The following is a 25,770-nucleotide window of genomic DNA, read 5'->3' as shown; positions in this document are numbered from 1 at the left end:
ATATAAAAATGCACCCTCCTACTGGAAGATGCATTCGGGCTTGTATGCCCATGTTGAATTTAGTTTTTTTCCTTCTCCTGACGACCGACAGAGCGCAGCCACCAAGCGATTCCACCCACACTTCCAAGTGCCAGAACCGTTAAGAAAATAATATAGAACAAATGAAATGCACGATCACTCATGGCAATCGCCTCCTTACTTTATGTATACACTTTCCAGCTAAGCCTGTAAACCTCTTTTTAGTCCCACATTCTAAATTTCCCCAAAAACTCGACAATAGATACTTGCTTGAGATCCATCGGTGCATACTAACTAAAAGTGGTTAATACCAAATATGAGACAGACCAAGGAGGTTATCGAATATGAAATTCCTATTGATCGTGATCATCGTCGTGCTGATCGTTGTGTTGCTTATGAGAAGACGCAGATAAGCGGAGACATCCTGCATGGTTAAAAAGGAATACAAAAAGGGCTTTCGGTACATCACCGAAAGCCTTTATCCATCTGAGGTTAAGGCTAAATTACGCCTTGTTCTTCTTGTTATATTTAATAAAAGCAATTACAAGCGCTACAGCAAACAATATTCCGCTGACCACCCATGTTGTCAGAAATGCCATACCCAAACCGACATTAGACCCCATCGTCGGGTGATTCATGGCAGTAAACACTGATCCCTGCATCATAAATATGGTACAGAACAAAACAACGGGCGCTAAAATAATCGTGCTTGCTGTCTTCCGAGTACCAGATACTGCGATCACGCACAGAGCGGAAATCACCAAGATCACCCAATATATAACTGCTTCCCAAATCACTGAAGTGCCCACCTGCTCAACCTCTTTTCTATCCATTCGTATATGCCTCTTCTATTGTAACAGACGTCACACAGTGAACCAAGCCATAATTTGATCAGAAAAGGGGTAAACCCTGCGGATAACGTAAATAATGTACAGTAGCGATCCTACACCAAAGACATGAAAGGAAATGTTCACTCACGTTCAGCCATAACCGAATACGTCTTATAGCCACCATCAACGTTCCTCACCCGATAACCGTATTGAGTCAAAATTCGGGCCGCAATATAGCCTCGCAGACCGACTTGGCAGGATACCGCGATCTCTAGATCACTAGGGATTTCTGCCATCCGCTCTCTAATCTCGGCCAGAGGAATATGAATCGAACCTGGAATGGCCCCTGCCTGTAGCTCCACCGCATCCCTAACATCAATAATAAGACCACCATTGCGGTGAAAATCATCAACTTCATGCCACTGTATCGTTTGGACCAGCCCATCCATGATATTCGAAGCCACGTAACCCGCCATATTCACAGGGTCTTTTGCTGAAGAATAAGGAGGTGCATAAGCAAGTTCAATATCAGCCAGTTCACGGACGTTCAAATGGCCACGAATAGCCGTCGCAATGACATCAATCCTTTTGTCTGCTCCATCAGCTCCAACAGCCTGCGCCCCATAGATCATCCCGTTTTCGGGATTAAAGAGCAGCTTCATAGCAATGGGTGATGCGCCAGGGTAATAGCCGGCATGTGAACCAGGATGAATATGAACAGCCTGATAAGGAACGCCCAGCCGCTGTAATGTTTTTTCATTATTACCTGTAGAAGCTGAAGTCAATGCAAAGGTCTTAATTACGGATGTTCCAAGCGCCCCATCATAAGAAATTGCTTGACCGTTAATATGATCCGCTACCAAACGCCCCTGACGATTGGCTCCCCAGGCTAGCGATACCATCGTTGCAAACCCATGATTGCGGTCTTTGACCTGAATGGCATCCCCCACCGCATAAATGGCCGGATCGCTGGTTTGCAGTTGGGCGTTCACCTGAATAGCGCCGCGAAAACCAAGTTCCAATCCGCTTTGCTTGGCCAACTCATTTTCAGGAACAACACCGATCGCCAGAATAACCATGTCCGTCTGAAGCACACCCCCGGAGGTCAAACGAAGTTGTGTACCCTGCTCTTCAAAAGCTGTGACTCCTTCCTCTAAACGCACCTCCACCCCGTTCAGCCTCATATGCTGTTCTACCCATTTGGCCATTTCAGGGTCCAGCGGATTCAATAATTGTTGTCCCATATCAATAATGGTTACTGCAAGTCCACGCTCCCGCAAATTCTCGGCCATCTCCAGCCCAATAAATCCGGCCCCGATCACCGTGACATGCTTTGGATGCCTTTCATCTACATATGCCTTAATAACGTCCGTGTCATGAATGTTTCTTAATGTAAATAAATTCATAGCTTCATGTAATCCAGGAATGTCCGGTATCATCGGTTTGGCTCCCGGCGACAATACCACAATATCGTACGGTTGCTCATCTGTTTCCCCTGTAATCATATCGCGGAAATGGACGAGCTTCTGCTCGCGGTCTATTTGTATCACTTCTTTCAGTACCCGTACATCTATATTAAAACGGTCTCTTATCCCTTGAGGTGTCTGGAGAAACAGCTTCTCCCGCGCATGGATTGCCCCGCCAATATAGTAGGGAAGGCCACAGTTTGCAAAAGAAACATGCTCTCCGCGTTCAAACAGAATAATCTCGTCTTCCTCATTCCATCTACGTAATCTCGCAGCAGCAGAAGCTCCACCTGCTACCCCGCCAATAATAACTATTTTCCTACCCATTTCTTCCCCTCCTTATATACCCTACGGGGTATAATATATACCTATGGGGGTATGTTGTCAATACGCAAAAAAGACGGAGGTTGCCCCCCGCCTGATAAACATTGAACGAATACTGATCTGGGTCGAAAAATCACTTGCGAATGCTACACGAATGCTCTGTCACACTTAGTCTAAGAAGGATCTACTGCTACTACTGCTGGCTGGCCGCGATCGCCTGCTCCAGATCGTACAATATATCGTCTATCGCTTCTGTCCCGACAGATAGGCGTAACAGCTCTGGTTTGACTCCTGCAGCAACCTGTTCTTCCACATTCAACTGCTGGTGCGTTGTGCTTGCCGGGTGAATAATCAAAGACTTGGAATCACCTACATTCGCCAAATGAGAAAATAGCTTTACATTCGCAATTAGCTTGCTTCCCGCCTGGCTTCCACCTTTAATACCAAAGGTCAGGATTGCTCCTTGTCCTTTCGGCAAATACTTTTGAGCTAATTCATAGGACGGATGGCTCGGCAACCCGGTGTAGCTGACCCACTCCACATCCTTGTGGCCTTCGAGATATTGCGCTACCTTCAAGGCATTTTGACTATGTCTTTCCAACCGCAGATGAAGTGTCTCCAAGCCCTGAAGCAGCAGCCATGAATTAAACGGAGAAATGGCCGCTCCCAAGTCCCGCAGCAATTGTACCCGTGCCTTGATAATATATGCGATAGGTCCCACCGCCTCGGTGTAAACAACTCCGTGGTAGCTCGGGTCCGGCTCAGTCAGTCCTGGGAAACGACCACTCGCTTTCCAGTCAAACTTGCCGCTGTCCACGATCACCCCACCAATAGACGTACCGTGTCCGCCAATAAACTTCGTTGCAGAATGCACGACAATGTCCGCTCCGTATTCAATAGGACGCAACAAGTAAGGACTTGGGAACGTGTTATCCACAATCAGCGGAATACCATATTCGTGCGCAATCGCCGCTACAGCTTCCACATCCAGCACATTGCCCTGTGGGTTGCCAATCGTTTCGGCAAATAATGCCTTCGTCTTATCCGTAATGGCTTTGCGGAAGTTCTCCGGATCATCCGAATCAACAAAATGTACTTTAATGCCCAATTTCGGCAGTGTTGTAGAAAATAGATTATATGTACCGCCATACAGACTGGAGGCCGACACAATTTCATCCCCAGCTCCCGCAATGTTCAGGATGGAGAAGGAAATCGCCGCCGCTCCCGAAGCCGTTGCCAACGCGCCAGCCCCGCCTTCCAACGCGGCGATCCGTTGCTCGAACACATCCGTGGTCGGATTCATCAGACGCGTATAAATGTTGCCGAATTCTTTCAGCGAGAATAAATCAGCCGCATGCTCCGCATCCCGAAATCCATATGAAGTGGTTTGATACAACGGAACGGCGCGGGCAAAGGTAGTAGGATCAATTTGTTGTCCGGCATGGACAGCGAGAGTTTCGAATGACAGCTTGCGTTCTTCTGACATGGTTATTTCCTCCCTCGTTATACGTGCTGTATGAATCGTCTCTTCCTGTATGCGTACTCATGGATGATTTTTCAATCATTCTCGCACAAAAAGAACGATTTGGGAAGATAATTCTCATTATTCAGGTAGGATATTATAATTTTATTAAAATATCAGGTTTCAGATCGGAAGGTTTTGCCCAAATGCTCACCCAGGCCAAAATAATGACGGAAATTATAGATGAGTGGGCTCCACTTTGTCGGATCAATATGGTTCTCACCGAGGATGATATCCTGATGAACATGCACCTGTATGGCTTGAGTTTCGACGATCGCAAAATAAGAAGAATGGTTAGGGATTCTCACATCCTTCACCTTAGCTTCAATTTGAATAGGGCACTCCCTGATTCGGGCGGGCTCGACCCTATTCGACTCAATCGAAGTTAGTCCGCTGATCTCATACTTATCTTTATGGTACATAAATCCATGTTCCTTCTTTTCCGCTGGAACAGGATTCTTGCCTGTATAAGGGGCTAAACGTTCTACATTTTCCCACATTGAAGGCCCCGGGACGTTGATTACACATTCGGAATGCCGCTCCATATTTTCTAATGCTTTGCCACCTGTTCCAATGCCTAGTACCACACAATCTCCTAATGCCCACGAGGAGGAAATGGGGCTAATATTGGTTGTTCCATCCTCATTCAGCGTATTGAGTAAAATCACAGGGGTTCCGTAATATAAAATGCTAGGATTAATCGTTTTAACGTCTGGGCTATGATTCATCTCATCCATGTGATTTATGTGATTCATTATCTTTTCTCCTTCTATTCAGATCCGCCTCTCTATTGTAAAATATAAATATTTCAACCTTCATCGAAGTATGGATTACAAAGGGGGATAACCGTGCCATGAGCACCAAGTCAAATGTAGCCATGATTGCTTCTCTTGTTAGCGAGCCTTCCCGTGCAGCTATACTCACCGCTTTATTAGACGGCAGGTTCCACACGGCAAGTGAATTGGCCCATATGGCAGGCATCAAACCGCAAACGGCCAGCTTCCATCTGGCTAAAATGACCGAGGCACAAGTCGTTACTGTGGAAAAACAGGGGCGGCACCGTTACTTTGGCATTCAAGACCCCGAAGTTGCCCAGGTGATGGAGTCACTTTTATCCATAGCTCCACCTGTTCCCATCCATTCATTCAAACACGCCTCCGAAAACGAGGCCCTACGGTTGGCAAGAACTTGCTACGATCATGTTGCGGGTCAATTAGGCGTGCAACTCATGAGTTTTTTCATTCAAAAGGGGATTATTTCCGAGGATCAGGATGGGCTTCATATCACGGAACAAGGAGAGACTTTCTTCACTGACTTTCAGATTGACCTTACACAAACAAGACACAAGCGCCGCTCCTTCTCACATAAATGCCTGGATTGGAGTGAACGACGCCATCACCTTGCAGGTGCTTTAGGAAATGCACTTCTGGACAGATTATTCGAATTAAATTGGATCGAGCGTCTGCCTACAACCCGAGCGATACGTGTTACAGCCGATGGTAAAAGAGGTTTTAAAGAGATATTTTCGATAGAGGTTGACTAGATCATCATAGTTCTAATCATTTCTTAATCCGCGTCGGATTTTATGATTGGAGACAAGGCCAGTTGTTTTCTCGTCATCGGACGGACATAGGCATAATTGTTTTTTGGAGCCTTTCCTTTTGTCACACCTGCTTTATATCTTCCAGCTCCAGCCGGGACGGCGACCAAGGTTCCGTACGCTCTCATCGCACGTTCAATCGGGAAAGATACGGAACGCGTTCCGTCGGTAGATCCGGCAAAATGGACCGCGGCCGCATAGTTATTCAACCGATCGTTACTGTCATTCAGCCATACGGAACCCGAATCTCCAGGCCCAGTTCGTCCCTGGGTAAAACGAATGACGGTTTGATCACGGAAAATCTTGATTCCCGAATCGCCTCTCACCCTTTGTTCCACGCCAATCGCCTCCACGACCCCTCTGGCGAAGCCGTTGGTTTTTGCCATTCTTTTAAACGTCATTCCCAGACGATAGCTTAATAAGTGTCCAGGTACGGTAATGAGGCCTCCACTCTGGTTAATCAGATACCTTGGGTTAAGCAGACTGTTTGAATTGGCAATAGCGATGGCGGAGTCCTGAAAGTTAACCCCTGTCGTAGTAAGCGGGACAAATTGAAAAGCTCTCCCGATCTGATCCGCCGTTCTGCCCCCATCTGCCGGAGAAGGCTGAATGGTATTGTGAAATTGGTTTGTATTCGTCGGGACTAGAACATGGGCATTACTCAAAATAAACAGTGTATTATTCTTAATGACAATGAGCCCACCGGTCCCTCCCGCAGTGGTGGGAACCGTCGTTCCTACACTAACCGCACCGGGCACAGGACGCCATCTTTGGCGAGGGTTCGTTTGGGTAGGAGCCGCCGCTTCCATCTTGAAGGAGCCTGCACCTAGAATTCGGATAGGAATCGCAGAAGCTCGACTTATATCTTTTGTTACTGCCTGCAATTTGGTTTGTGTCACAGCCGAAAGATTTCTCAAGGTATATAACACAATCGCCGCACCCTTTGCCGGTCTATTGGGATCAGCATAACCTACGCCAATCCCTGTTACTCCGTTCCGCTTTAGCATCGTTCGCCAAATCCGACTTTTCAATTTGAAGGCTTGATAAAAGGTAGCCAAAGCCACATACATCCCCTTTTCATAGTCAATGATGTATATACATATGACTAATCCGCACATCCTGACTGTGCGTTTCCCCAGAACAATGAAAAAGGTGTGGGCTAGATGAACTGTTCATTGATCAACCTTCCTTGAAGAACTCTACCATTTCTTTAAATGATTGCTGAGCTGAGTGTACGTTATATCGGGGAGAGTACGGGTCACTGAATCCGTGCTGTCCACTGAATTTATGTACCTGGATATTACGGTTGTCTAAAATTGAAATGAGCTCATCCACATTAAATGATGATTCTTCCTGTGGGAAAAAAAGCAATGTTGGACAATGTGGAGCTATTTCTAAATAATTTCGAATACGAGAGCCATAGTATCCTACGATTCCATCAACGTACCTTTCTTTACTACACAGCCAGGCAATCGTTGCCCCTATGCTAAATCCGACGATAAATACCTTTTTATAGCGAGCTCGAATACTTAATAATAAACTTTCGATATGATAGAAAGCGCGGTCAAATCCTATATTATCCATAAAATTGGTGTAGGCAGTTTCCTCTTGCGAATAGTCATAAGGTGTTTCCTTGCCTAGTAAATTTGGACAAATGACGTCATAACCCTGATCCGATAATAGGCTGCAAAAATTTTGTATATGCTGGTTAATCCCATAAATCTCATGCAGCACAACAATTAGGGTGTCCGACTTTTTATCTATGCTTATCATATTGTCCCCCTAACCAGGCTTGAATATGGGAAAATAATTCATTCGGATGCGCGTATTTATACTTAGCTGCTACTTCCGAGGATAACCGTTTGAACAACTCCAAGGATACGATCAGTGCTTCCCAACTATGATTGGGGACGTATTCCCCAAAAGATTTTTTCAAATCAGCAACGACATCTTGATCAGCCCATTCATTTATGAATTTCCCTGCATGCCAAGTATCATATTCCGATCCATGTACAGCTTTTGCATGCCACTCTATCATTTGCAGCAATAATTGTTTACAGTCCGTATCTCTTTGCTTAGCTACCCACAGATCATTGCGCAAAATTTGTTTAGCCACATATAGAGAGGCGAAGCAATACATATTAACAACCTGTAGATAAGCACCTTCAGATATCGGAGGAGTACCTGGGATCGTAGTGGTTTGAGGGATGATTTGGTTTCCATTTCCCGTCTTATCGAGCAGCATCCTAACCCCACGCTGAAATCCTTCAGGAATATGCCCATTTTTGATTATATGATCCAGATCAGAAGTATGACGGAATAGAAAATCAACCTCAGCCCCTTGGTCAAAGAGAACTAGTTTTTCTGGATCTCCTTTTGCCGTTCGAAACATAAAGCTGGTCCAAACCTTGCCGATGTTTAGTAACCATTGATCATTTTGAAGATAGTAATCTGGATTCGTTGAAAAGACGACTACATCCAAGTCAGAAAACTCATCAAAAGGTTTGTCCTCTCTTGCCCGGGACCCAACGATATAAACCGCAATAATTTCTTCATTAGAGATTCCCCATTCGGATATACGCTCCTCAAGCACTTCGTAAGCATTATTCATTACAATATATCCTCCTTTTTTAGAAAACATTATATCCAATCCAATAATTACGGTATATATTTTTTAGTTAACATTGATATACACCATTCATCAAATCAATTTCCCAATCTTCAGCCTGTGATATAATTCTTTCAATATTACAGTTTGGAAGGATGGTGCAGATGTCGGAGCAGCGAGTATACATCCGGTTCTCTGAGGAGACGGACGCCGCAGAATTGACAGCAATGTACAAGCGCAATCGGGAATTCTTTGAGGAGTTTTCGCCAAACACCCAAGAGAAGTACTATACGGAGGAGCACCAGCTCCAGACGATTATTAAGAGCAAGGCCGACATGATGGAGGACCGGAAATATTCCTTTGTGGTATGTCACAAGGAGGACGACCGGATTATAGGCAGCATAGACCTATCTTTTGTGGTGAGGGGACCGCTTCAGAGCTGTATGATCGGATACAGCCTAGACCAAGCATATAACGGCAAGGGTTATACGACGGAGGCGGTGAAGCAGGTGGTTCGCTATGCTTTCGATGAGCTAAAGTTTCACCGGATCTTCGGGGAAGCCTCTCCTCGTAATCCAGGATCCATCCGTGTGCTTGAGAAGGCTGGCTTTCACAAAGAAGGCATCTCTCGAAGTAACGTAAAGATCAACGGAAAGTGGGAGGATCACCAGGTACTGGCGATTATAAATCCGTCTGAGGATATCTAGTTTAAAAGGAGGGTATTATGAAGTATCAATCAATCAAACTACATGAAAAGTTATCTAAGTTTAGTGATCATTGGTCTCCGAAAGTTATTGGTGAAATGAATGACTATCAATTTAAATTGGTGAAAATAGTTGGGGATTTTGTATGGCACGATCATCAAGATACCGACGAGGTCTTTATTGTACTTGAGGGCGAGATGTTCATTGATTTTAGAGATGGACGGGTACAGGTTTCTCAGGGAGAAATGTTTATTGTACCTAAGGGGGTCGAACACAAGCCATTCGCACATCAGGAGTGCCATATCATGCTAGTAGAGCCGAGAGGTGTAGTAAATACTGGAGGAGCAGAGTCAGAATTAACGGCAGTCAATGATATTTGGATTTAAAATGCAATAATGACGAGCTTTAATACAGAATAAACATACGTATTTTGTGCTAATTCGAGAAAGGAAAGGTATGGTGGATGATAAGAAACGCAGAATTTAAGAATAGTTATGCAGGATGGCGAGAAGTAGAAATAAAGGATTCCTCCCTAGGCATTACATTTCCCATGATGGTAATGTATCCAGCGGACGAACCCGAACAAATAGAGCGATTGGGTCCATACCAGTTAGAGTTGGCGAGAGAGGCAGATCTATCAGAAGGAAGATTCCCTTTGGTTATCATCTCTCACGGTACTGGCAGTACGCCGCTTGTGTATCGGATTTTGGCGCAGCATTTAGCACGCAATGGTTTTATTGTCGGCATTCCAGAGCATCCATTTAACAATCGAAATGACAATAGTTTGGAAGGAACAGCACAGAATCTTACCTATAGACCTAGACACCTTAATATGGTCACCGACTGGTTTTTCGATAGTATGCTGTTCAAGGACAAATTAATACAGAATGCTGTGTCTCTCATCGGACATTCCATGGGCGGTTACACGGCATTAGCGGCGGCGGGTGGCGTGCCGACTTCTTTGCCTCACGAGACCTCGGACGGAAAGCCCCAGCTTATAGAGGTTACACCAAATTACCGAGTAAAATGTCTCGTTTTACTAGCGCCAGCGTCGGTCTGGTTTCGAGCTGAAGGTAGCTTGCGTGCAGTTAATCTACCTATCTTAATGGTGGATGCAGAGAAGGATCAGTACACTCCTTCTTTACACGCTCGTTTAATATTGGATGGCGTGCCAGATCCTAAGAAGGTACAATACAAAACAGTAAAAAACGCCGGGCATTTCTCCTTTCTGAGTCCTTTCCCGGAATCGATGAGGACTCCGGCCTTTCTCCCATCGCAAGACCCTCCCGGCTTTGATCGCGAACATTTCCATAGGATGCTTAATGCTGACATATTGGATTTTCTATGTACTCATACACGTTAGTTGGATGACAACAGCGGCTGTCTAAGAACTTTATTTTTCAGGTCTTGGTCTGCCGCTGTTTGATTTTTGTTCAGTCTAAAGCTTTATTTCCACTGGATATTTTACAGAAGCTGTATTCTTTTTTCAGGGCTCTCTCAGTGCATAATTTCTTTCTTATTTACCTTAACACCTGATAAGGATTGATCAAACATATCGAGAATAAAAAGGAACCTGTCCGCTTCACGAAATACATGATCGGCCAATAAAGGATGGATAATGCTTTTTATTCGGCACTCGTCGATTAAATCACGCGCTGTTTTCTTAAAATCACGCAAAGACTTCACAGAGATACGGTTCTCATCAACAAATTGACTCAGGAGTGGAACGGTTTGTGACTGTGGCCGCATATGACTTAGGTCAATCGCTTGAAACATCAGCATATCAAAATCATTACTAAACTCCCTAGCTTGTTCAACCAGTTTACGTTCGGATGGATCAAGTAAATGGCCTATAAATTTTGCGTGATCGGCCATAATTTTTAAGAAAAATACATTTTCATCAATAATTGCATCGGGTAATGGTTCGAGCTTTCCTGAATTGAGTTCTCCTAAACGGTTTCTGAAATAATTGGCTTCCCGGCTTATGTGATCTACCAGTAAAGGAAAATTGGTTTGTCCAGGAAGCTTGCATTGTAATATAAGGCCCAATACCATTCTCTTAAATGCCCAAATATTCGTCGCCGCATTCTGAACCTCTGTATTAAACTCTTTGATTGTATAAGGATCTGTCTCGATATTAAATTCATGCGACCTTTTCTCGATATCCTCAAAAATAGTGTAAAACTGATTGGCTTCTGTTTTAAGTTGAGTATCTTCCGCTCTAAAACCTAACCCCAGAAAAAAGGAATGCTCCTTCATGATCCTGGACCAAAATCGTATTTCATCTAATGAGCGTGAAACGAATGCATCCAATCATATCCCTCCTCTATGTGAGCAAAAAAGCACTTACTTAGTCATATGGAATATGCCTTGTCATTATGAATATCGAATCCCACGCCTAATCTAATTCCGAAGTTGAGCTATTGAGACTCGTAACTCTGTTACCTTATTTATGTACGTGAAATATTTCTCTGTACTAGCTATTGACCGTCGGAGTTATTAATCATTCCGGGCCCTCTCCTGATACTAGGTCTATTCGAAATTCAAGCCGGTCTCGCATAAAAATTTTACCCGCTATCTTAACTGATTCTAGCTTAACCTCCTCTACTACTCCCCCGTAATCCTCAAATGCCACACGCAATTCCTCATCAACGGATACTACGTATACATGTGCCTGGACCAAAGCAGCTCCAAACAACTCCATGTCTGTCCTCAATACTTTATATGTGCGTTTCACGATGATCACCTCAAATATTCCATTCGGTGAACCATATATGGATTCCTTCTGCTTTAAACATTTCTGTGTATGTATCCATTGTTTGTTACGATTTTTAACTAGATGTCTCCTTAAACTGCCGTGATCCTATCAGAACATCAAGTATCGTACCCTCGACCCACATCGTACAAGAGATGCAACTAGTTTCCCCTAATTTAATGACTAGTTATTTTATAATTTATTGAGAGTATTCATCAAAAAAATTAAATCCCATAATAATACTCATATTTGAATTTATATCATTTAATGTTTGGACAATTATCCCAATCTAATTCTATAATTAACTTGTTATTACATATATTTAGGAGGAAGTCATGAACAATATTATATTCAAAAAACTAGGAACAATAGTGCTAGCACTTCTCATTGGAGCTTCGGTGTTCTCATTGTTCCCTACCGTTACAAAAGCAGAGACTACAAATGTGACTTGGAAAAACGGATCTGTAGTAACTTCTCTTGGGGAAGTAGGAGCAAGAGACAAAGCAACAGTGGGAAAAACAAAAGGAAAATGGTATTGGGAAGTAAAGGTTAGCCACAGTATTTCAGTAGTAGGAATAACAGGTGAATCTGGTCCGAAATATCAAGCATACTACGGTTATAGTGGTGAAATTATAAATAATATTACATCAGACGTACGAACAGCTTATGGTCCTATGTTTGGACTTAATGATGTTATCGGTGTTGCACTGGACTTAGATAACGATAAAATTGTTTGGTACAAGAATGGCGTTTCCCTGGGAGCCAACACCGTTAAACCATCTGAACTAGAAGGAACACAGGTTTTCCCGATGGTCATGAATGGAACTGGTGGAAAAATGACTTACGAAGCTAATTTTGGAGCAAGTGATTTTAAATCTCCTATTCCTGAAGGATTTTTGCCTTATCAAGAATCGGGTACATCTACAACACCAGATCCATCTACAAAGCCTGATCCATCTACTACACCGGATCCGTCTACAAAGCCTGATCCATCTACTACACCGGATCCGTCTACAAAGCCTGATCCATCTACTACACCAGATCCGTCTACAACACCGGATCCGTCTACAACACCGGATCCGTCGGATACAGATGGGTCCCAACCAGCTGGTGACCGTGCTATTCTGACTGTAACGATGGACAATGGATTTGATAAAGAGTTCGATCTGAGTAAAAAAGAACTGAATGCCTTCATCGCGTGGTATGACGCTAAAGATGCTGGTAGAGGTGCTTCTTTCTTTGCCATTGACAAGCACAATAACAACAAAGGTCCATTCAGCAATCGCAAAGACTACGTAATCTTCAACAAAATTCTCACATTTGAAGTAAGCGAATATTCAACTAAATAAACATGATGAAGGACTTCATATCGGCTAATATGCTAATGAAGTCCTTTTTTACCGTTACCCTAATCTCGAAATCACGCCTACATTGCTATACTGGATGATACATTTTTCCTAGACTAAAGCTTTGCAACCCTACACTTGGCCCCCGACCTTGTTTGTACTTAGATCAATATTTTTAGTGTACACTTTGTTATTAATAAGACTAATGATGCTGTTAACTACAATTGAAGTAAGTACCGTTAACAACGTTAGCCACAACAAGATCAAGATAGATACCTTGGGAAAGAAAACAATACTCTGAAAATAATAATAACAAAAAAAGGTGTGAGTTAACCAAATATTCATTGAATTTTTACCTAAGTAAGCGAAAGGTCTGGCTAGTTTTAATTTATTCATTAAATGAATACTAACGAGGATAAGTACAGGAGCTATTATCATATCAATCGTTGTCTTCTCAAATAATTGACTCGTGGTACGAAAGTGAAATAGCACTATAATTATTATAATATCAAAAAGTATGTTATTAAATATGATGGAATTATAAATCTTACTCATCCATGAATACAAATTATATTTAGCAAAGAACAACCCTATCATAAACGGCAACTGCCAATACATAATACTGTAATAATTTCCTTGTGAATATGAATTATAAAAAACAAGGCCGGAAATGAGTAGAGTTACCCATGCATTACGTTGAAAGGCTTGGAAGGTGACCGGAAAAATTAATAGCAGCAGAATATAATCATATAAAAACCACCACTCACCATTATATGAACTGGATAGGGCTATAAAATTCCGCAAAAAATCCATTATTGAATTATTTTGAAATCTATCAGAATTTCCAAAGAAGTATAGACCAGCTGGAATAAAAAGCAAAAAAACAACCCAGTAATTTATCATTATTTTGCTTAATCTTGTAAAGCTTTTTTGCATTAAATGATGTGGATTTTGAACATTGCTCTTATATAAACCATAACCACTTAGAAACAAAAAAATGGATATTGCTATTTGTCCAAAATGCCCTACATAAAATTCCCCTCTTTCATGAAATAAACTAAATAATGAAACATAGTCGTACTTTAATCTGTCAGGAAAAGCAAAAAGATGATGAATCAAAAGGAGTATTACAGCAATACCTTTTGCAATATTTGTTTCTTCAAGTTTTAATTCCTTATCATTGTGCACACAATATCCTCATTTCTAGTTGTACTTGAATAGAGATATATTAGCACAAACAAAAAATATAGAATATTTATTTTTTTTAATACCATTACACCCTCCATTTTTATACAAAAAAATGCGGTCTCCAAAAGCCTATAGACCACGCTGTTCCTGAGTTTGTAAGTTATTGGTGAGGGGGATAACCCCCGGCTTTGCGAAATCGCCTAATTTGATATAATAAGTAATTTATACAATTTTTATCAATACAGTGCGTCCGTTATCATATACTAATAAAAGGCCTCTAGAATAAAAAAAGCCACTGTTTATTATCCTTGTTGTTAAAACTTAAAAGTATTATGTATTCAACACTAATATTCGATAATAAAGGTAACAAGATAAAATGAGCAACTACCTCAACCGATGAGGACACTCACAGGAGAATTCGTCATGTTAAAAAAAGTTTTATTCATTGCTCTACTTTCTGTAGCTCTAACAGCTTGTGGAAGCAATTTTAAAGAAACAACGACAAGGTCTGAGTCTTCAAGTACATCCTTTGCTACTGAACAAACAGTAAGCAATGAAAATACTGCTCAGCAAGCATCTACAAATGAGGTCACAGATAAACAATATTTATTTGCTGAATTCTTGAAAGATGGAACACCCGTGTTAACAGAAGATCAAGCTTCTATGGAACAAACCTCTTATGACTTCATTGCTAAAAACAGTGACTTATTTCCTTCCACAGATAAAAGCAAAGTCATTAATCTAGTAGACAAATCCGTAACAACAAAACACTTAAATAAAAATTTGAACTTATACTTAAACAAATTTGTAAAAATAAGCGGGGATGTAATAGATATAGAAGAAGATAACATTCCTATAGGGACAACGGCTATCGTTTATATTAGTGATGAAAATGATAATACAGTAATGGCAGTTTATCCGGGAGCAAGTGGAGAAATTTTTGAAGGAGACGTTGCTACAGTTATTGGAGTTCCTATCGCTAATTTTTCATATGAAAATGTTTCAGGTGGCTATACGAATACTACACTGTTAGCAGCTTCCTTTCTCGCGAAAGAAAATCAATAAATGTTAATCATGTAAGCCCTTCGGGGCTTTTTCTTTTAAGCAAAAACAGAATTAAACTGTTACGTTTCATTGTTAAAAAGTTATTATTTTACTTATTATTTAATATATGCATTAAAATGTTTAGACGATACATATTGAAACTGCTAAACTCGCATAAATAATACATAAATAAGGAGAGATTATTTTGAAACGAGTTATTTCGTCATTATTGCTACTGGGATTTATTACTCTAATATGTTTTAGTTCCTCGACATACGCTGCTACAAAAAACGTAGTGTGGGAAAAGAGCCAGTCTGTTTCGGCCACCGTAGATTCAAGTGGAACTAAAGCAAGTGTGGGAAAAACCAAAGGAAAATGGTATTGGGAAGTCACAGTAACAGCTCAAGCAAGTACCACAACTGGCATTGGTATCGTCGGTGAAGGTAAGCAATACAATGGACCAGGTGCAGGAGCTCTTCAGAACTGGATGTATTATGCTGCAAACGGAAACACTTTTCCGGGGATCGTTTCTTCTGGAAAGACCTACACATTAAAGGACGTTATTGGTGTGGCTTTGAATATGGATGATGACAAGATAAGCTGGTATAAGAATGGTGTATTCGTTTATACAAGTACCTTTAAACCAAGCGATCTTCCAGGAGAGATTGTGACTCCTTCGATCACAGGTGGTTCAGCTGGCAGCTTTTCGTTTGACACAAATTTTGGTGCGACTCCATTCACGCACAGTATTCCCGAAGGGTTCCTCCCCTACCAACAACCTGAAAATTCATTAACTCTTAATGCAACAGGGAATGAAGAAAATATCCAATTGCAGTGGAATGAAATAACAGGAGTCACTACTTATAAAATTGAAAGAGCACTAGCCCCTGGGGGTCCGTATGAAGAAATTGCCTCAGATATTTCTGGTACTTCTTATACTGATAATAAAGTTGAAGAAAACACTACCTATTATTACGTAGTTTCTGCGAATATCTCCATGGATCAAGTTGTATCCAATGAAGCAAATGCTATTGTAAAGAAATCCACGCCCGATCCGTCTGATCCAACCGAACCAGAACAACCTAGTGGTGACCGTGCCATCTTGATTGTAACGATGGACAATGGATTGGATAAGGAATTCGATCTGAGTAAAAAAGAACTGAATGCCTTTGTCGCTTGGTATGATGCTAAAGATGCCGGTAGAGGTGCTTCTTTCTTTGCCATTGATAAGCATAATAATAACAAAGGTCCATTCAGTAACCGTAAGGACTACGTAATATTCAATAAAATCCTTACATTTGAAGTAAGCGAGTATTCAACGAAATAAACAACAAGAGAGGTAGACTGTCCACTGTGCAGGACTCAAGATGCCTCGCAGCTTAAGTGGATCAGAAACCCACGCAAGGTTGCTTACAATAAGGTGTACAATCGCAGCATGTTTGATATATTTAAAGTGATTAGGAAATTGTTCAAAAGAAAAAAGCTCTGCCGACCCATAAGGTTAGCAGAGCTTTTTATCTAATCTAATTTCGGGTAGATTATGAAAGAAAGAAGTCGTTGAATTTGATTGATGGGTCATTATCATACAATTCTTTTCACAAAATTAAACCCAACATGATTTAAGGATGATAACCAAGAGGATATAGAGCACCAAAATGGCCGCTGTAGAAGTCCACACACCGCAAACAGCTGCACCTGCACATCCGCTCATAGCTTTAGCCCTCCTTTATTTTGTCGTCATTTTAATATATGTGTAAATATGTTTTATGACCGGGCATTCAGGTAAACATAAAACACCCCATTTACGTATGCCCGCGGAATATTAGGATACTTTCCAATCGCTTGCTGATATCTTTGTTAATATGGGAGATGGGATATACACCGTGAAAAAGCCATGCTTAATAGTTCCTGATTGTAAATCTGATACTTACGGTTTTGATCCAGCACCCAATTTGCAAATCCTACAGCTTTAGTGTAGCAATTATAATCATAGGGATTAATTTTAAACTCAAGAATATCCAGCATAATCTGATTCTCTTCATCTGATAATTCCAAGCCCAACTGGCTAAACTGTCTTTGTCGAATTCTCCGAGCAGTGGCGTCTTGTATTGCTTTGTGTTGATTGGACACTTGTCCTTTATGTTGACGATAATACAATAAGTTTATGGGGAGGTTCGCTATTTGTACCTGTGAAGCTAATCGGTTCCACATTTCGTAGTCTTCGGCATGAGGATAATTACTATCATATTGAATGTTTAGCCGATGTATCATGCTATTGCGTATTATTGTGACAGGATGGCAGATACAGCAATGAAATAACAACCATGTTTTAATTTCTTCATGACTGGCCGGATTCACCTTAAGTACTCCTCCACTAGAAGTAGTAAAAGCAGCACCGCATACATCAATTAAGGGATTTTGATCCATAAATGATATTTGCACATCCAATCGATCTGGCGTAGAAATATCATCGCTATCCATACGAACGATATATTCACCAGTTGCCCTATTGAATCCCTCGTTTAAAGTAGCGACCAAACCTTGATTGGTACTATGAAAGATTTTAACCACTCTAGGATCTGTTATCTGTGAAATAAGAAAAGCAGATCCATCTGTTGAGCCATCATCAATAATAATTAATTCAAAATCGGAATAGGTTTGAACTAAAATACTGTGGATTGCTTCCCAAACAAAAGCCACAGTATTATAAACTGGCAGTATAACTGAAGCTCGTGGCACAAGAAGTTCCCTCCATTCTACATTTTAAATTAAGAAAATATTATTTTACATAAAAGCAACTTCCCTATTTTTCTCGAAAACTAGTTCTTCATATATTCATGTTCTAAGTATATGTATTGGAATACGTTTCGAGGCGGCTTCTTGGTAAAAAAGGTCCTAATAAAGTGAAATCTTCAAACTCTTACTCTGGTTTGATTTATCGTTTAATAATCCTTACTCGAACAAAAAAGCGCGGTCCCCAAAAGCTTGGAAGCCGCGCTGTGCTTGAGTTTCATAGTATGCTGGTGAAGGAAATTCAACCCCCGGCCTACGCATTACGAGTGCTTCGTAATAGAATCAATAGAACTGAGCTTGTGGGAGAACGTATTTCGGTTCGACATACCGACTGCATTCATAGTTGTATTAACGATTCATTAAACCGATAAAAAAGCTTTCTATACCACCCTTTGGGGTGATTATAGAAAGCTAATCTGCTTTGCAGCTATAGCGCTTAAAATTTTCCAGGGAACTGTTTGACAATGCCTTCTGTCAGGATGTCCGCTAAATGAATCATATGGATCTCGTTTTTATCGGTTGATGCAATACCCGCTTTCCAATCTCCTTTGATATAGTCAAGGACTAATTCCGTAATCAACTGAAGGTGCGTATACAGCATATCTTGTAGTTTTTTAAACTGCCAGTTCGGATTCGCTGCACTTAAAAATTTGGCGATATCATCGGCGTTTGTACGCCAATCCGCCTCTAGCTTTTTCACATCCGCCTGATTACCCGCTTTAGCAGCCGCTACAATTTTCCCTGCGATTAGAATATGCTCCCTCAGAAGATCAGCCAGCTTATTACCAGCGGCTTCCCCATAATAAGGCTTGATCACATTGCCTATATCTTGCTGGTTCCGTAAAAGCCGGTCCAATACGTCCTTCTGATCTTGAAGATTAGATATGGCGCTGACAATATAGTTCCTCGTCCATATCGTATGGTCGATCCATACCTTCTGCATATCGCCTTTCAGTTGCACCATTTTGGAACTTAGGCAAGTAGAATCCTTCTCCTCCCCTACCTTCGCTTGCGCGACTACTAACGGAGTCATGCTAAAAACGAGCGCCAAGGTTAACGGCAATGCCAACAGCCATTTGTTTTTCAATTCATCTGCTCCTCTGTACTTTTGGAATAAAACAGGCTGTCTTATTATGGTTGAAATATCCGTTTTTAATTCAAAACACAAAAAAAGCCTGCCGGTGATTAGCCAGCAGAGCGACTTTATATACGCTTCAAAACATGAAATCATTAATGCAACAACAACCATTATCTTCATTTTTTTCAACATACGTATTTAGCATGCCCAGTAGAACTTATTTCATATACACACATTAATTCTTCACTACTGGGAATCATAAATTTGTACATCATTAAAATAAATAAGGAGTGGTTTTTATAATGGGTATCCTAAGCGGGAATCCAAAAGACGAGCCCATGCATTACGGAGAAATTTATAGTGTGTGGCAGTTGTCAGCGTTAGCGAAAGGCAGCGTTTCATTTTACCAAGCATGTTTAAACCACGCAGGAGACAAGGAACTCAAAAAAATACTGGATGATCTTATTGATCAAGCTAAACTGGAAATCCAAGAATGCGACGCAATGCTTACTGATAATGGTATTGCCCCAGCTCCTATTTTGCCTGAAAGACCCCCTGTGAAACTTGAGGATATCCCGGTTGGTGCAAGGTTTACTGATCCCGAAATTGCAGCTAAAATCGCATTAGATACCTCTGTGGGATTGACATCTTGCAGCCAAGCTATGGGTCAATCCATTAGAGAAGACATCGGGGCTTTATTTGCGAAATATCATCTAACTAAGACTGCTTTGGGAGTCCGTATTCTAAAAATGAACAAAGAAAAGGGTTGGCTAATACCTCCTCCTCTTCAATTAAAAAGACCTGAACCAGTTAAAGCCTAAATTTCCTGTACGATTCTTCAACACACCGTTCCTTAGATTGTTTAACAAAAATCCCCGCCGACCAGTTAAGGTTTGCGGGGATTTAATCTTATTTAGAGTATTTACTTAACTTGACCGTTTGATATTTTGAGTAGATGTCTCCTTTGTAAGGTATAAGGAGATAACAATCCTAAAGTTAAGGGCGCATGCAATTGTAGTTATAATATGAATTGATTGGGAGAAGAATGCTCCCTCCAACAAAAAAGCACGTCCTCCAAAAGTTTGGAAGCCACGCTGTGCTTGAGTTTTTAGCTATGCTGGTGAAGGGAATTGAACCCCCGCCCTACGCATTACGAGTGCGTTCCGGTACAGTTCAGGATAGATTAATGAATATCTAGAGGATGCCGTGATAAGTGGCATCCTTTTGTTCGCTAAAGGACAGTTAGGCCATAGCTAGTGCTACAATCGGCATGAGAGAAATTTCTCAAATAAATTAAAGCATCTTTTGGAAGTATTTTTCAATAGATAGATTAACTCAGTTACTAAGGCTTGAACCAACAGAATCCTAAAAAAGGGCGATGTTAATTGTAAGACAGAATACTGACAAATTAAAAAAAATGAACGTTTTATTCAGAAACGTTTCTTTGAATTACCAATAACACCAACATAAAGTGGTGACAAAGATGGCAGTCGATCTTAGCTATAAAAAGGAAAAGCATTCACATCCTTGACTTTCCCCTGCACGGGAAACTGTATACTCACATTATGTTATAGATTGGAGATGATATTTTGTTCAAAATCAGTGCATTTTCCAGGCTAAGCAAGGTCTCCTTAAAAACACTGCGTTATTACGACCAGATTGGCATACTTAAGCCGAGAAAAGTGGATCACGATACGGGCTACCGTTACTATTCCGCAGATCAGCTTCTTGAGCTCAACCGAATCTTAATCTATAAGGAATTGGGTTTTACATTGCCCCAAATTAAACAGCTGCTTCAGGAAGATATTTCATTGGAGAATATTCAAGGCATGTTTAAGCTGAAAAGAAGCGAAATCCAGCATATCATCGATACGGAACAAGCCAAACTCGTCAGGATTGAGGAGCGGATGCAGCTTATAGAAAAAGAGGGGCAATTCGAAACGGGTCAAGAAATCAGAGTCAAAGCAGATGGTGCTCAATCGTTTTTTTATCAGAAAACATGCGGGAAAGAAGAGGACATTCCGGATTTGTTTCGTCAATTTGATCAGTTATTAACAACGGAAATTCGCCAGCTGATCCAAGGCCCTCAGGTTGTTTTGTGGAAAGACATCGACGGAAAAGAGGATGAGTTTGAGTTTGAAGTCGGTTATTTTTTAACCTGTGAGCTGCGGTCATTTCCAGAACCGTTTCGGCTACGGACTCTTCCTCCTGAACCGATGATGGCTACAATGGCTTTTCATTCAAATTCAAAATTTGATGGTGCGGCCTGTGTTCATTTAGCTAAATGGATTGAGAAAAATAACTATCAGATCAAGGAAAACGAATTAGGTAGGGAACTATATTTACCGTTAACTCCAGAACGAGATGCACAATTCATAGAAATACAAATTCCCATTATAAATAGATAACTGAAGAGGGTGGAGTGGGGTAAATTGAAAAATAAACGGATCATCTATGTCCTGGCACTGGCTGTTTTTCTGATTGGAACCATTGAATATATTATTACGGGAGTCATTGAGATGATCGCTGTGGACTTGGGAGTATCTACTTCAGAAGCTGGGTTATTGGTGACTGTGTTTGCTCTCGCCGCGGCCATTGTCGCTCCGATTTTGATTGCATTAACGATCAATGCAGATCGCAAGAAACTACTAATGACCACCCTTGGTGTGTTTATTGCCAGCAACGGACTTATGTTTGTAGATCTTGCTTATGAAACAGTACTATGGATACGAATTATCCAAGGGGCTAGCGGAGGAATCGCTACCGTTGTAGCCATGGCAGTAGCGACACGACTCGTTGAAAAAGAAAAAAGGGGCAATGCCATCGGTATCATTTTGATGGGGCTTAGCAGTTCGCTAGTGCTTGGTGTTCCCATGGGCACATTTTTTAGTGAGATGTTTGGATGGAGAGTGCTATTTGTTTTAATCGGATTATTAAGTGTTCTTCCATTACTTATCATCTATAAAAAAGTTCCGGCAATCAAAGAAGAAGAAAAGGTTACCCTAAGAATGCAGCTCTCTATTTTAAGAAATCCAACCATTCTGATGGCCTTGGTTATTACGTTATTTTATGTCGGCGGCTATTCTACACTGTTTACTTATATTACGCCTTTCTTGCAAGCCACGTCCTCTCTTTCCATGACAGAAATTAGCGGTGTTCTGTTCCTGGCGGGCATTTGCAGCTTTGTCGGATCAAGAGTGGGCGGACAATTGGCAGATGCAAAGGGATCGAAATTTACCATTTGTCTCGGGCTCATCTTACAAGGGGCGACTCTTCTTTTATTCGCTCTAGCCGGAGTCAATCTCTTGGTATTAATCTTGGTTTTAATGATTTTTATGTTAGCAACTTGGAGTATTTCCCCGGCCCAGCAACTTTATCTGGTTACTCTGGCGCCTCGAAATCCGGACATTGCTCTTAGCGTAAATACTTCGTTCATCCAATTTGGTTTTGCACTGGGATCTGGATTAGGCGGGCTAGTCATCAGTCGTACATCTGTCCTATATTTGAATTGGCTGGGTTTTGCCGCTGTAAGCATAGCTTTACTTCTTGCCATCTTACTATTTAAAAAAATGAGCAGTGGGACTGGAACCCCTATTGTTACTAAATAAGAAATGGACTGGACACCCACATCCAGTGCAATTTCAAAGATGGTATATATCGTCTTAAAATACAGATCCTAGCTTAATGTAGCTGCAAACAGTTCTATATCCGATTTTGACACTTTATATGTATGATTCATGCTGATCACCTTGATAATTCATTCGGTGAACGATGTAGTAATTCCTTCAACAAAAATCCCCGCCGACCAGTTAAGGTTAGCGGGGATTTGCTTTGCTTACGTTTAAGCACCTCCAATGGTAACGTAAGGCTGAATACTATTGTGGTGGTTAAGGGCTTGATCCGGCACAGTAACAATAAACAAAAAGCTAGCCGCGATGATCAGCAGTACCATTTTTTTTAACATTGGTCATCCACACCTTTTCAATGAAATTTAAAAATGCTGCTTTAGTTTCTGAAACTGCATAATCCCGAAAATGTAAAAACAAACCCATACAGTTTATAAAATTAGTCTCATTATTTAATGTATGATAACTTACCATTGCATACATCAAATGTTTAAAACCATCAATGTAAGAGCCTCGATGTAAATAATAATAAGCTAACTCGTAACCAAACCACGCGATATAATCCGGTATCACCTGTTGGGTATACATATCATCTGATGATGGTTGCTGTTGTGCAAAAGCGTTTATTTCGGCTTCAAATTGTTGAAGTATACCTTCCACATCTATGTTATATTGGTTTGCTGAAATTATAACATTCAACAGTTTTGAGATTTTCTCATTCTCGTTAGTGGCTGATGTCACTGCAATATATTCAACATAATCTTGAAGCACACTTATATCTCCTGACAACAGTTTATATACGTAAGTATTACCTTCTGCCCAACTTTTAAACAAGCTAACCCAGTGTTGAGTGTCGTCGTCAGTCTCTTTGACCCAATCTAGATTAGCGTAGGTGTATGTATAATCTAGAGCTTGTTGATAGTCGCCTTGGGCTTCACAGACACTTGCACACAATAAATCGGCATATGAAATATATACAAACAACGGGCGACTTAGCTTCTTGGCAGACTCATCACGCTCTCGACTCTCTTGTTGATGTTTTAGCGAATATTGAGCTTTCGCCTTCTGCTTCATTTTTTTCGCCGCTTCATCTACCTTGTTCCATTTACGCAAAGACCTGTACACATTAGCCAAGTCCTTCAATGCATCAAGCTGGTCTATTTCATCTAGGCGTTCAATAAAAGCTTCAAATATCGTAGCTGCACTGAGATTGCGACTTTGATCGTCTCCAACTTGAATCGTGAATATACGATATTGACAGATGGCTAAACGTTCAGAATGTTGGTACTTCTCCGCTTCAGCTACGCCCTCATAGAGCAGCAATGCAGCCTCATGTCGTCCCTGTGCTAATAGTACTTCTGCTATATCAAATAGTTTAGGCGAATAGAGTACGTTGTCCATAATGCTTCCCACCACTCGACGGATCGCATCCAGCTTGTCCAACTCCGCACAGCGAAACAAAAACGGCTCGATTCGTCTCATATTCGGGGGAGTGTCGATGATGTAGTTTTCTATAAATAAGTCGTAAAAGTAGCCCTCCGGTAAATCCATAGCTTCAGTAATTAGGTCAAGCTGGTTAACAGACATAGACTTATTCCCCGTCACAATAGCACTTACTATTCCCCTATTCATGCCTGCTATATGCCCGAATTGCGTTAGACTCATGCTCTCTTGTTTTAAGTATCTGTCTAATTCTGCTCGTATCGTAGGTGTATGCTTCATTCCATAGCCACCCTTCGCATAAACTTTCCATAATTTTTAAAAACATACTTCATTTTTCACCAAAATTAACCACCTGTCAATATACTATGCAACTAATGTAAGAATTCGATTTTTAGCATGAAACAAAACAAAGAACTAATTATATATAGCATAATAATCCTACTAAAAAGACCTCAGCGTAGAAGATTGTCCAAAACCACAAAAAAGCGCGCCCTCCAAAAGCTTGGAAGCCGCGCTGTGCTTGAGTTTATAGCTATGCTGGTGAAGGGAATTGAACCCCCGGCCTACGCATTACGAGTGCGTTGCTCTACCCCTGAGCTACACCAGCAGGTCAGTGTAACTGACAACAAAAACTATTATACTCTTAGTTACATAAAAATCAATCACTTACATCAACTTTTTCAACTAGGATTTGGATTTAGTTCGGTAACATTTCCTGTCGCGGTGCCCGATAGTTTCTCTGCGACGGAACGGAGCTTTTGGTGGCTGGAGGAAGGCTTGTCACGGCGATCATCAATTTTGACCGAGGTGGAAACACGCTTAGCTCCAGACAGGAATGGCGCTTCGTGCAGCGCAGCAATGGCGGTGAACACATCGTCCAACGAACCTTCAATAATCGTACTCATGGAGGTAAGCTCATAGGTAATTCCTTTTTGCGTCTTCAACACTTTTTGCATCTGGGCAACGTAGTCGCTCAGGCTTGTACTCCCCGTTCCAATCGGGATCACTGTCACTTCTGCAATAGCCATCGCCAAGTTCCTCCTTTTAATTTAAAATCGTCACTTCTTTAAAAATCTAAAACCTCAGTCCGATAGAACGAGCAACCTTATTTCACAAAAAAAGTTCATATGTATGCTGCTTGTTTCTGTAGGAAACATCTTTATCATTCATTGTACCGTTCAAACTGCCTCAATTCAAATACAGCCCGCGACTTCTCTGCATATTTTGATTTTCCATTCCTTTTCCTTTACGTATGGCTTCGAATGTTGCTATAATACTCCTTGCACTTATTTGAAATTTTAAGTTTATACACACAATATGTTGGGTTAAATATTCATAACACGTCTAAATATAGTGATGTAGCCGATAAATCGTACGGGAACCATCTTTTCCCCCTTCATTGGCAGGTGCATCGCTATTTCTATG

Annotated in this window: 25 protein-coding genes and 2 tRNA genes; 10 read left to right on the top strand and 17 right to left on the bottom strand. The window is 41.2% G+C overall.

The features are described from left to right. Window positions 1–59: 59 nt before the first annotated feature. The 5 genes from NSQ58_RS16415 to NSQ58_RS16395 form a co-directional block, all read right to left on the bottom strand. Complete coding sequence (locus NSQ58_RS16415; protein WP_023986778.1) at window positions 60–182, bottom strand: hypothetical protein; 123 nt, start codon at window positions 180–182, stop codon at window positions 60–62. A gap of 339 nt (window positions 183–521) precedes the next feature. Further along, a complete protein-coding gene (locus NSQ58_RS16410; protein WP_023986776.1) occupies window positions 522–851 on the bottom strand; it encodes a hypothetical protein in 330 nt (109 codons plus the stop codon). A gap of 137 nt (window positions 852–988) precedes the next feature. After that, window positions 989–2,641 carry a CoA-disulfide reductase gene (locus NSQ58_RS16405; RefSeq protein WP_034094966.1) on the bottom strand — a complete coding sequence of 551 codons (1,653 nt, stop codon included), beginning with the start codon at window positions 2,639–2,641 and terminating at the stop codon, window positions 989–991. A 190-nt stretch (window positions 2,642–2,831) separates the two neighbouring features. Continuing rightward, window positions 2,832–4,124, bottom strand: a complete 1,293-nt coding sequence (locus NSQ58_RS16400) for a homocysteine synthase (protein WP_023986774.1) — start codon at window positions 4,122–4,124, stop codon at window positions 2,832–2,834. 152 nt (window positions 4,125–4,276) lie between these two features. Beyond that, window positions 4,277–4,897, bottom strand: a complete 621-nt coding sequence (locus NSQ58_RS16395) for a flavin reductase family protein (protein WP_445671685.1) — start codon at window positions 4,895–4,897, stop codon at window positions 4,277–4,279. A gap of 116 nt (window positions 4,898–5,013) precedes the next feature. Between NSQ58_RS16395 and NSQ58_RS16390 the strand changes: the two genes are divergently transcribed. After that, a complete protein-coding gene (locus NSQ58_RS16390) occupies window positions 5,014–5,703 on the top strand; it encodes an ArsR/SmtB family transcription factor (protein WP_341057863.1) in 690 nt (229 codons plus the stop codon). Between the two features lie 23 nt (window positions 5,704–5,726). Here the strand turns inward: NSQ58_RS16390 and NSQ58_RS16385 are convergent, their stop codons facing one another. The 3 genes from NSQ58_RS16385 to NSQ58_RS16375 form a co-directional block, all read right to left on the bottom strand. Continuing rightward, on the bottom strand, window positions 5,727–6,830 hold the full coding sequence (locus NSQ58_RS16385) for a hypothetical protein (protein ID WP_341058523.1): 1,104 nt from the start codon (window positions 6,828–6,830) through the stop codon (window positions 5,727–5,729). A 109-nt stretch (window positions 6,831–6,939) separates the two neighbouring features. Next, the gene (locus NSQ58_RS16380; protein WP_254348744.1) at window positions 6,940–7,533 is read right to left on the bottom strand and encodes a dienelactone hydrolase family protein; all 594 of its coding nucleotides are present in this window, start codon (window positions 7,531–7,533) and stop codon (window positions 6,940–6,942) included. Continuing rightward, window positions 7,517–8,401 carry an aminoglycoside 6-adenylyltransferase gene (locus NSQ58_RS16375; RefSeq protein ID WP_341057862.1) on the bottom strand — a complete coding sequence of 295 codons (885 nt, stop codon included), beginning with the start codon at window positions 8,399–8,401 and terminating at the stop codon, window positions 7,517–7,519. Before NSQ58_RS16375 ends, NSQ58_RS16380 begins: the two co-directional genes overlap by 17 nt. Window positions 8,402–8,532: 131 nt before the next feature. Between NSQ58_RS16375 and NSQ58_RS16370 the strand changes: the two genes are divergently transcribed. The 3 genes from NSQ58_RS16370 (at window position 8,533) to NSQ58_RS16360 (ending at window position 10,435) form a co-directional block, all read left to right on the top strand. Further along, window positions 8,533–9,075 carry a GNAT family N-acetyltransferase gene (locus tag NSQ58_RS16370; protein ID WP_028541170.1) on the top strand — a complete coding sequence of 181 codons (543 nt, stop codon included), beginning with the start codon at window positions 8,533–8,535 and terminating at the stop codon, window positions 9,073–9,075. 17 nt (window positions 9,076–9,092) lie between these two features. Then, window positions 9,093–9,458: a cupin domain-containing protein gene (locus NSQ58_RS16365; RefSeq protein WP_028541171.1), complete on the top strand. Its 366-nt coding sequence runs from the start codon at window positions 9,093–9,095 to the stop codon at window positions 9,456–9,458. A 77-nt stretch (window positions 9,459–9,535) separates the two neighbouring features. Further along, entirely contained in the window at window positions 9,536–10,435 is a 900-nt protein-coding gene (locus NSQ58_RS16360) for an alpha/beta hydrolase family protein (protein ID WP_071559398.1), read from the top strand. Between the two features lie 134 nt (window positions 10,436–10,569). Here NSQ58_RS16360 and NSQ58_RS16355 read toward each other — a convergent pair whose 3' ends face one another. Continuing rightward, the gene (locus tag NSQ58_RS16355; RefSeq protein WP_341057861.1) at window positions 10,570–11,385 is read right to left on the bottom strand and encodes a DUF2935 domain-containing protein; all 816 of its coding nucleotides are present in this window, start codon (window positions 11,383–11,385) and stop codon (window positions 10,570–10,572) included. Window positions 11,386–12,162: 777 nt separating this feature from the next. Here NSQ58_RS16355 and NSQ58_RS16345 point away from each other — a divergent pair. Beyond that, window positions 12,163–13,176 carry an SPRY domain-containing protein gene (locus NSQ58_RS16345; RefSeq protein WP_341057860.1) on the top strand — a complete coding sequence of 338 codons (1,014 nt, stop codon included), beginning with the start codon at window positions 12,163–12,165 and terminating at the stop codon, window positions 13,174–13,176. Between the two features lie 129 nt (window positions 13,177–13,305). On the opposite strand, the gene NSQ58_RS16340 is transcribed toward NSQ58_RS16345, so the two are convergent. Further along, complete coding sequence (locus tag NSQ58_RS16340) at window positions 13,306–14,361, bottom strand: acyltransferase family protein (protein ID WP_076295424.1); 1,056 nt, start codon at window positions 14,359–14,361, stop codon at window positions 13,306–13,308. Between the two features lie 423 nt (window positions 14,362–14,784). Between NSQ58_RS16340 and NSQ58_RS16335 the strand changes: the two genes are divergently transcribed. Both NSQ58_RS16335 and NSQ58_RS16330 read left to right on the top strand, forming a co-directional pair. Further along, window positions 14,785–15,426: a hypothetical protein gene (locus tag NSQ58_RS16335; RefSeq protein WP_076295425.1), complete on the top strand. Its 642-nt coding sequence runs from the start codon at window positions 14,785–14,787 to the stop codon at window positions 15,424–15,426. Between the two features lie 184 nt (window positions 15,427–15,610). Next, a complete protein-coding gene (locus NSQ58_RS16330; RefSeq protein ID WP_053324515.1) occupies window positions 15,611–16,732 on the top strand; it encodes an SPRY domain-containing protein in 1,122 nt (373 codons plus the stop codon). A gap of 276 nt (window positions 16,733–17,008) precedes the next feature. On the opposite strand, the gene NSQ58_RS16325 is transcribed toward NSQ58_RS16330, so the two are convergent. The 3 genes from NSQ58_RS16325 to NSQ58_RS16315 form a co-directional block, all read right to left on the bottom strand. Then, window positions 17,009–17,116, bottom strand: coding sequence for a hypothetical protein (locus NSQ58_RS16325; RefSeq protein WP_023986758.1), 108 nt, complete (start codon window positions 17,114–17,116; stop codon window positions 17,009–17,011). Between the two features lie 146 nt (window positions 17,117–17,262). Continuing rightward, window positions 17,263–18,144 (bottom strand): glycosyltransferase family 2 protein, encoded by an 882-nt coding sequence (locus tag NSQ58_RS16320; protein WP_341057858.1) that lies wholly within the window; start codon window positions 18,142–18,144, stop codon window positions 17,263–17,265. Window positions 18,145–18,634: 490 nt separating this feature from the next. Continuing rightward, window positions 18,635–19,285: a glycosyltransferase gene (locus tag NSQ58_RS16315; protein WP_338533165.1), complete on the bottom strand. Its 651-nt coding sequence runs from the start codon at window positions 19,283–19,285 to the stop codon at window positions 18,635–18,637. A gap of 293 nt (window positions 19,286–19,578) precedes the next feature. Here NSQ58_RS16315 and NSQ58_RS16310 point away from each other — a divergent pair, with 293 nt between their 5' ends. Further along, the gene (locus tag NSQ58_RS16310) at window positions 19,579–20,097 is read left to right on the top strand and encodes a DUF3231 family protein (RefSeq protein WP_023986755.1); all 519 of its coding nucleotides are present in this window, start codon (window positions 19,579–19,581) and stop codon (window positions 20,095–20,097) included. 297 nt (window positions 20,098–20,394) lie between these two features. On the opposite strand, the gene NSQ58_RS16305 is transcribed toward NSQ58_RS16310, so the two are convergent. Beyond that, a tRNA-Thr gene (locus NSQ58_RS16305) sits at window positions 20,395–20,455 on the bottom strand. Window positions 20,456–20,865: 410 nt separating this feature from the next. On the opposite strand from NSQ58_RS16305, the gene NSQ58_RS16300 reads away from it, so the two are divergent. Together NSQ58_RS16300 and NSQ58_RS16295 are read left to right on the top strand one after the other, a co-directional pair. After that, entirely contained in the window at window positions 20,866–21,684 is an 819-nt protein-coding gene (locus NSQ58_RS16300) for a MerR family transcriptional regulator (protein ID WP_076295427.1), read from the top strand. Between the two features lie 24 nt (window positions 21,685–21,708). After that, window positions 21,709–22,884: an MFS transporter gene (locus NSQ58_RS16295; protein ID WP_076295428.1), complete on the top strand. Its 1,176-nt coding sequence runs from the start codon at window positions 21,709–21,711 to the stop codon at window positions 22,882–22,884. Window positions 22,885–23,202: 318 nt separating this feature from the next. On the opposite strand, the gene NSQ58_RS16290 is transcribed toward NSQ58_RS16295, so the two are convergent. The 3 genes from NSQ58_RS16290 to NSQ58_RS16280 all read right to left on the bottom strand — a co-directional run bounded on the left by NSQ58_RS16290 (window position 23,203) and on the right by NSQ58_RS16280 (window position 25,373). Further along, window positions 23,203–24,624: a transcriptional regulator gene (locus tag NSQ58_RS16290; RefSeq protein ID WP_071559401.1), complete on the bottom strand. Its 1,422-nt coding sequence runs from the start codon at window positions 24,622–24,624 to the stop codon at window positions 23,203–23,205. A 256-nt stretch (window positions 24,625–24,880) separates the two neighbouring features. Continuing rightward, window positions 24,881–24,952, bottom strand: a tRNA-Thr gene (locus NSQ58_RS16285). A gap of 73 nt (window positions 24,953–25,025) precedes the next feature. Next, a complete protein-coding gene (locus NSQ58_RS16280; RefSeq protein WP_013308518.1) occupies window positions 25,026–25,373 on the bottom strand; it encodes an MTH1187 family thiamine-binding protein in 348 nt (115 codons plus the stop codon). Between the last annotated feature and the right edge of the window lie 397 nt (window positions 25,374–25,770).

This window comes from Paenibacillus sp. FSL M7-0134 (assembly GCF_038007865.1).
GTDB classification, from domain to species: Bacteria; Bacillota; Bacilli; order Paenibacillales; family Paenibacillaceae; genus Paenibacillus; species Paenibacillus polymyxa_B.
The sequence above is the reverse complement of the archived record's forward strand: the minus strand, read 5'-3'. Positions and strand labels throughout refer to the sequence as shown.

What these genes read in the sequence shown, in the direction of transcription:
- NSQ58_RS16385 (WP_341058523.1), bottom strand. Translation starts at nt 6,830, where the DNA reads ATGTATGTGGCTTTGGCTACCTTTTATCAAGCCTTCAAATTGAAAAGT.
- NSQ58_RS16415 (WP_023986778.1), bottom strand. Translation starts at nt 182, where the DNA reads ATGAGTGATCGTGCATTTCATTTGTTCTATATTATTTTCTTAACGGTT.
- NSQ58_RS16390 (WP_341057863.1), top strand. Translation starts at nt 5,014, where the DNA reads ATGAGCACCAAGTCAAATGTAGCCATGATTGCTTCTCTTGTTAGCGAG.
- NSQ58_RS16380 (WP_254348744.1), bottom strand. Translation starts at nt 7,533, where the DNA reads ATGATAAGCATAGATAAAAAGTCGGACACCCTAATTGTTGTGCTGCAT.
- NSQ58_RS16360 (WP_071559398.1), top strand. Translation starts at nt 9,536, where the DNA reads ATGATAAGAAACGCAGAATTTAAGAATAGTTATGCAGGATGGCGAGAA.
- NSQ58_RS16405 (WP_034094966.1), bottom strand. Translation starts at nt 2,641, where the DNA reads ATGGGTAGGAAAATAGTTATTATTGGCGGGGTAGCAGGTGGAGCTTCT.
- NSQ58_RS16345 (WP_341057860.1), top strand. Translation starts at nt 12,163, where the DNA reads ATGAACAATATTATATTCAAAAAACTAGGAACAATAGTGCTAGCACTT.
- NSQ58_RS16375 (WP_341057862.1), bottom strand. Translation starts at nt 8,401, where the DNA reads ATGTTTTCTAAAAAAGGAGGATATATTGTAATGAATAATGCTTACGAA.
- NSQ58_RS16325 (WP_023986758.1), bottom strand. Translation starts at nt 17,116, where the DNA reads ATGAGCGGATGTGCAGGTGCAGCTGTTTGCGGTGTGTGGACTTCTACA.
- NSQ58_RS16335 (WP_076295425.1), top strand. Translation starts at nt 14,785, where the DNA reads ATGTTAAAAAAAGTTTTATTCATTGCTCTACTTTCTGTAGCTCTAACA.
- NSQ58_RS16290 (WP_071559401.1), bottom strand. Translation starts at nt 24,624, where the DNA reads ATGAAGCATACACCTACGATACGAGCAGAATTAGACAGATACTTAAAA.
- NSQ58_RS16280 (WP_013308518.1), bottom strand. Translation starts at nt 25,373, where the DNA reads ATGGCTATTGCAGAAGTGACAGTGATCCCGATTGGAACGGGGAGTACA.
- NSQ58_RS16400 (WP_023986774.1), bottom strand. Translation starts at nt 4,124, where the DNA reads ATGTCAGAAGAACGCAAGCTGTCATTCGAAACTCTCGCTGTCCATGCC.
- NSQ58_RS16365 (WP_028541171.1), top strand. Translation starts at nt 9,093, where the DNA reads ATGAAGTATCAATCAATCAAACTACATGAAAAGTTATCTAAGTTTAGT.
- NSQ58_RS16395 (WP_445671685.1), bottom strand. Translation starts at nt 4,897, where the DNA reads ATGGATGAGATGAATCATAGCCCAGACGTTAAAACGATTAATCCTAGC.
- NSQ58_RS16410 (WP_023986776.1), bottom strand. Translation starts at nt 851, where the DNA reads ATGGATAGAAAAGAGGTTGAGCAGGTGGGCACTTCAGTGATTTGGGAA.
- NSQ58_RS16370 (WP_028541170.1), top strand. Translation starts at nt 8,533, where the DNA reads ATGTCGGAGCAGCGAGTATACATCCGGTTCTCTGAGGAGACGGACGCC.
- NSQ58_RS16310 (WP_023986755.1), top strand. Translation starts at nt 19,579, where the DNA reads ATGGGTATCCTAAGCGGGAATCCAAAAGACGAGCCCATGCATTACGGA.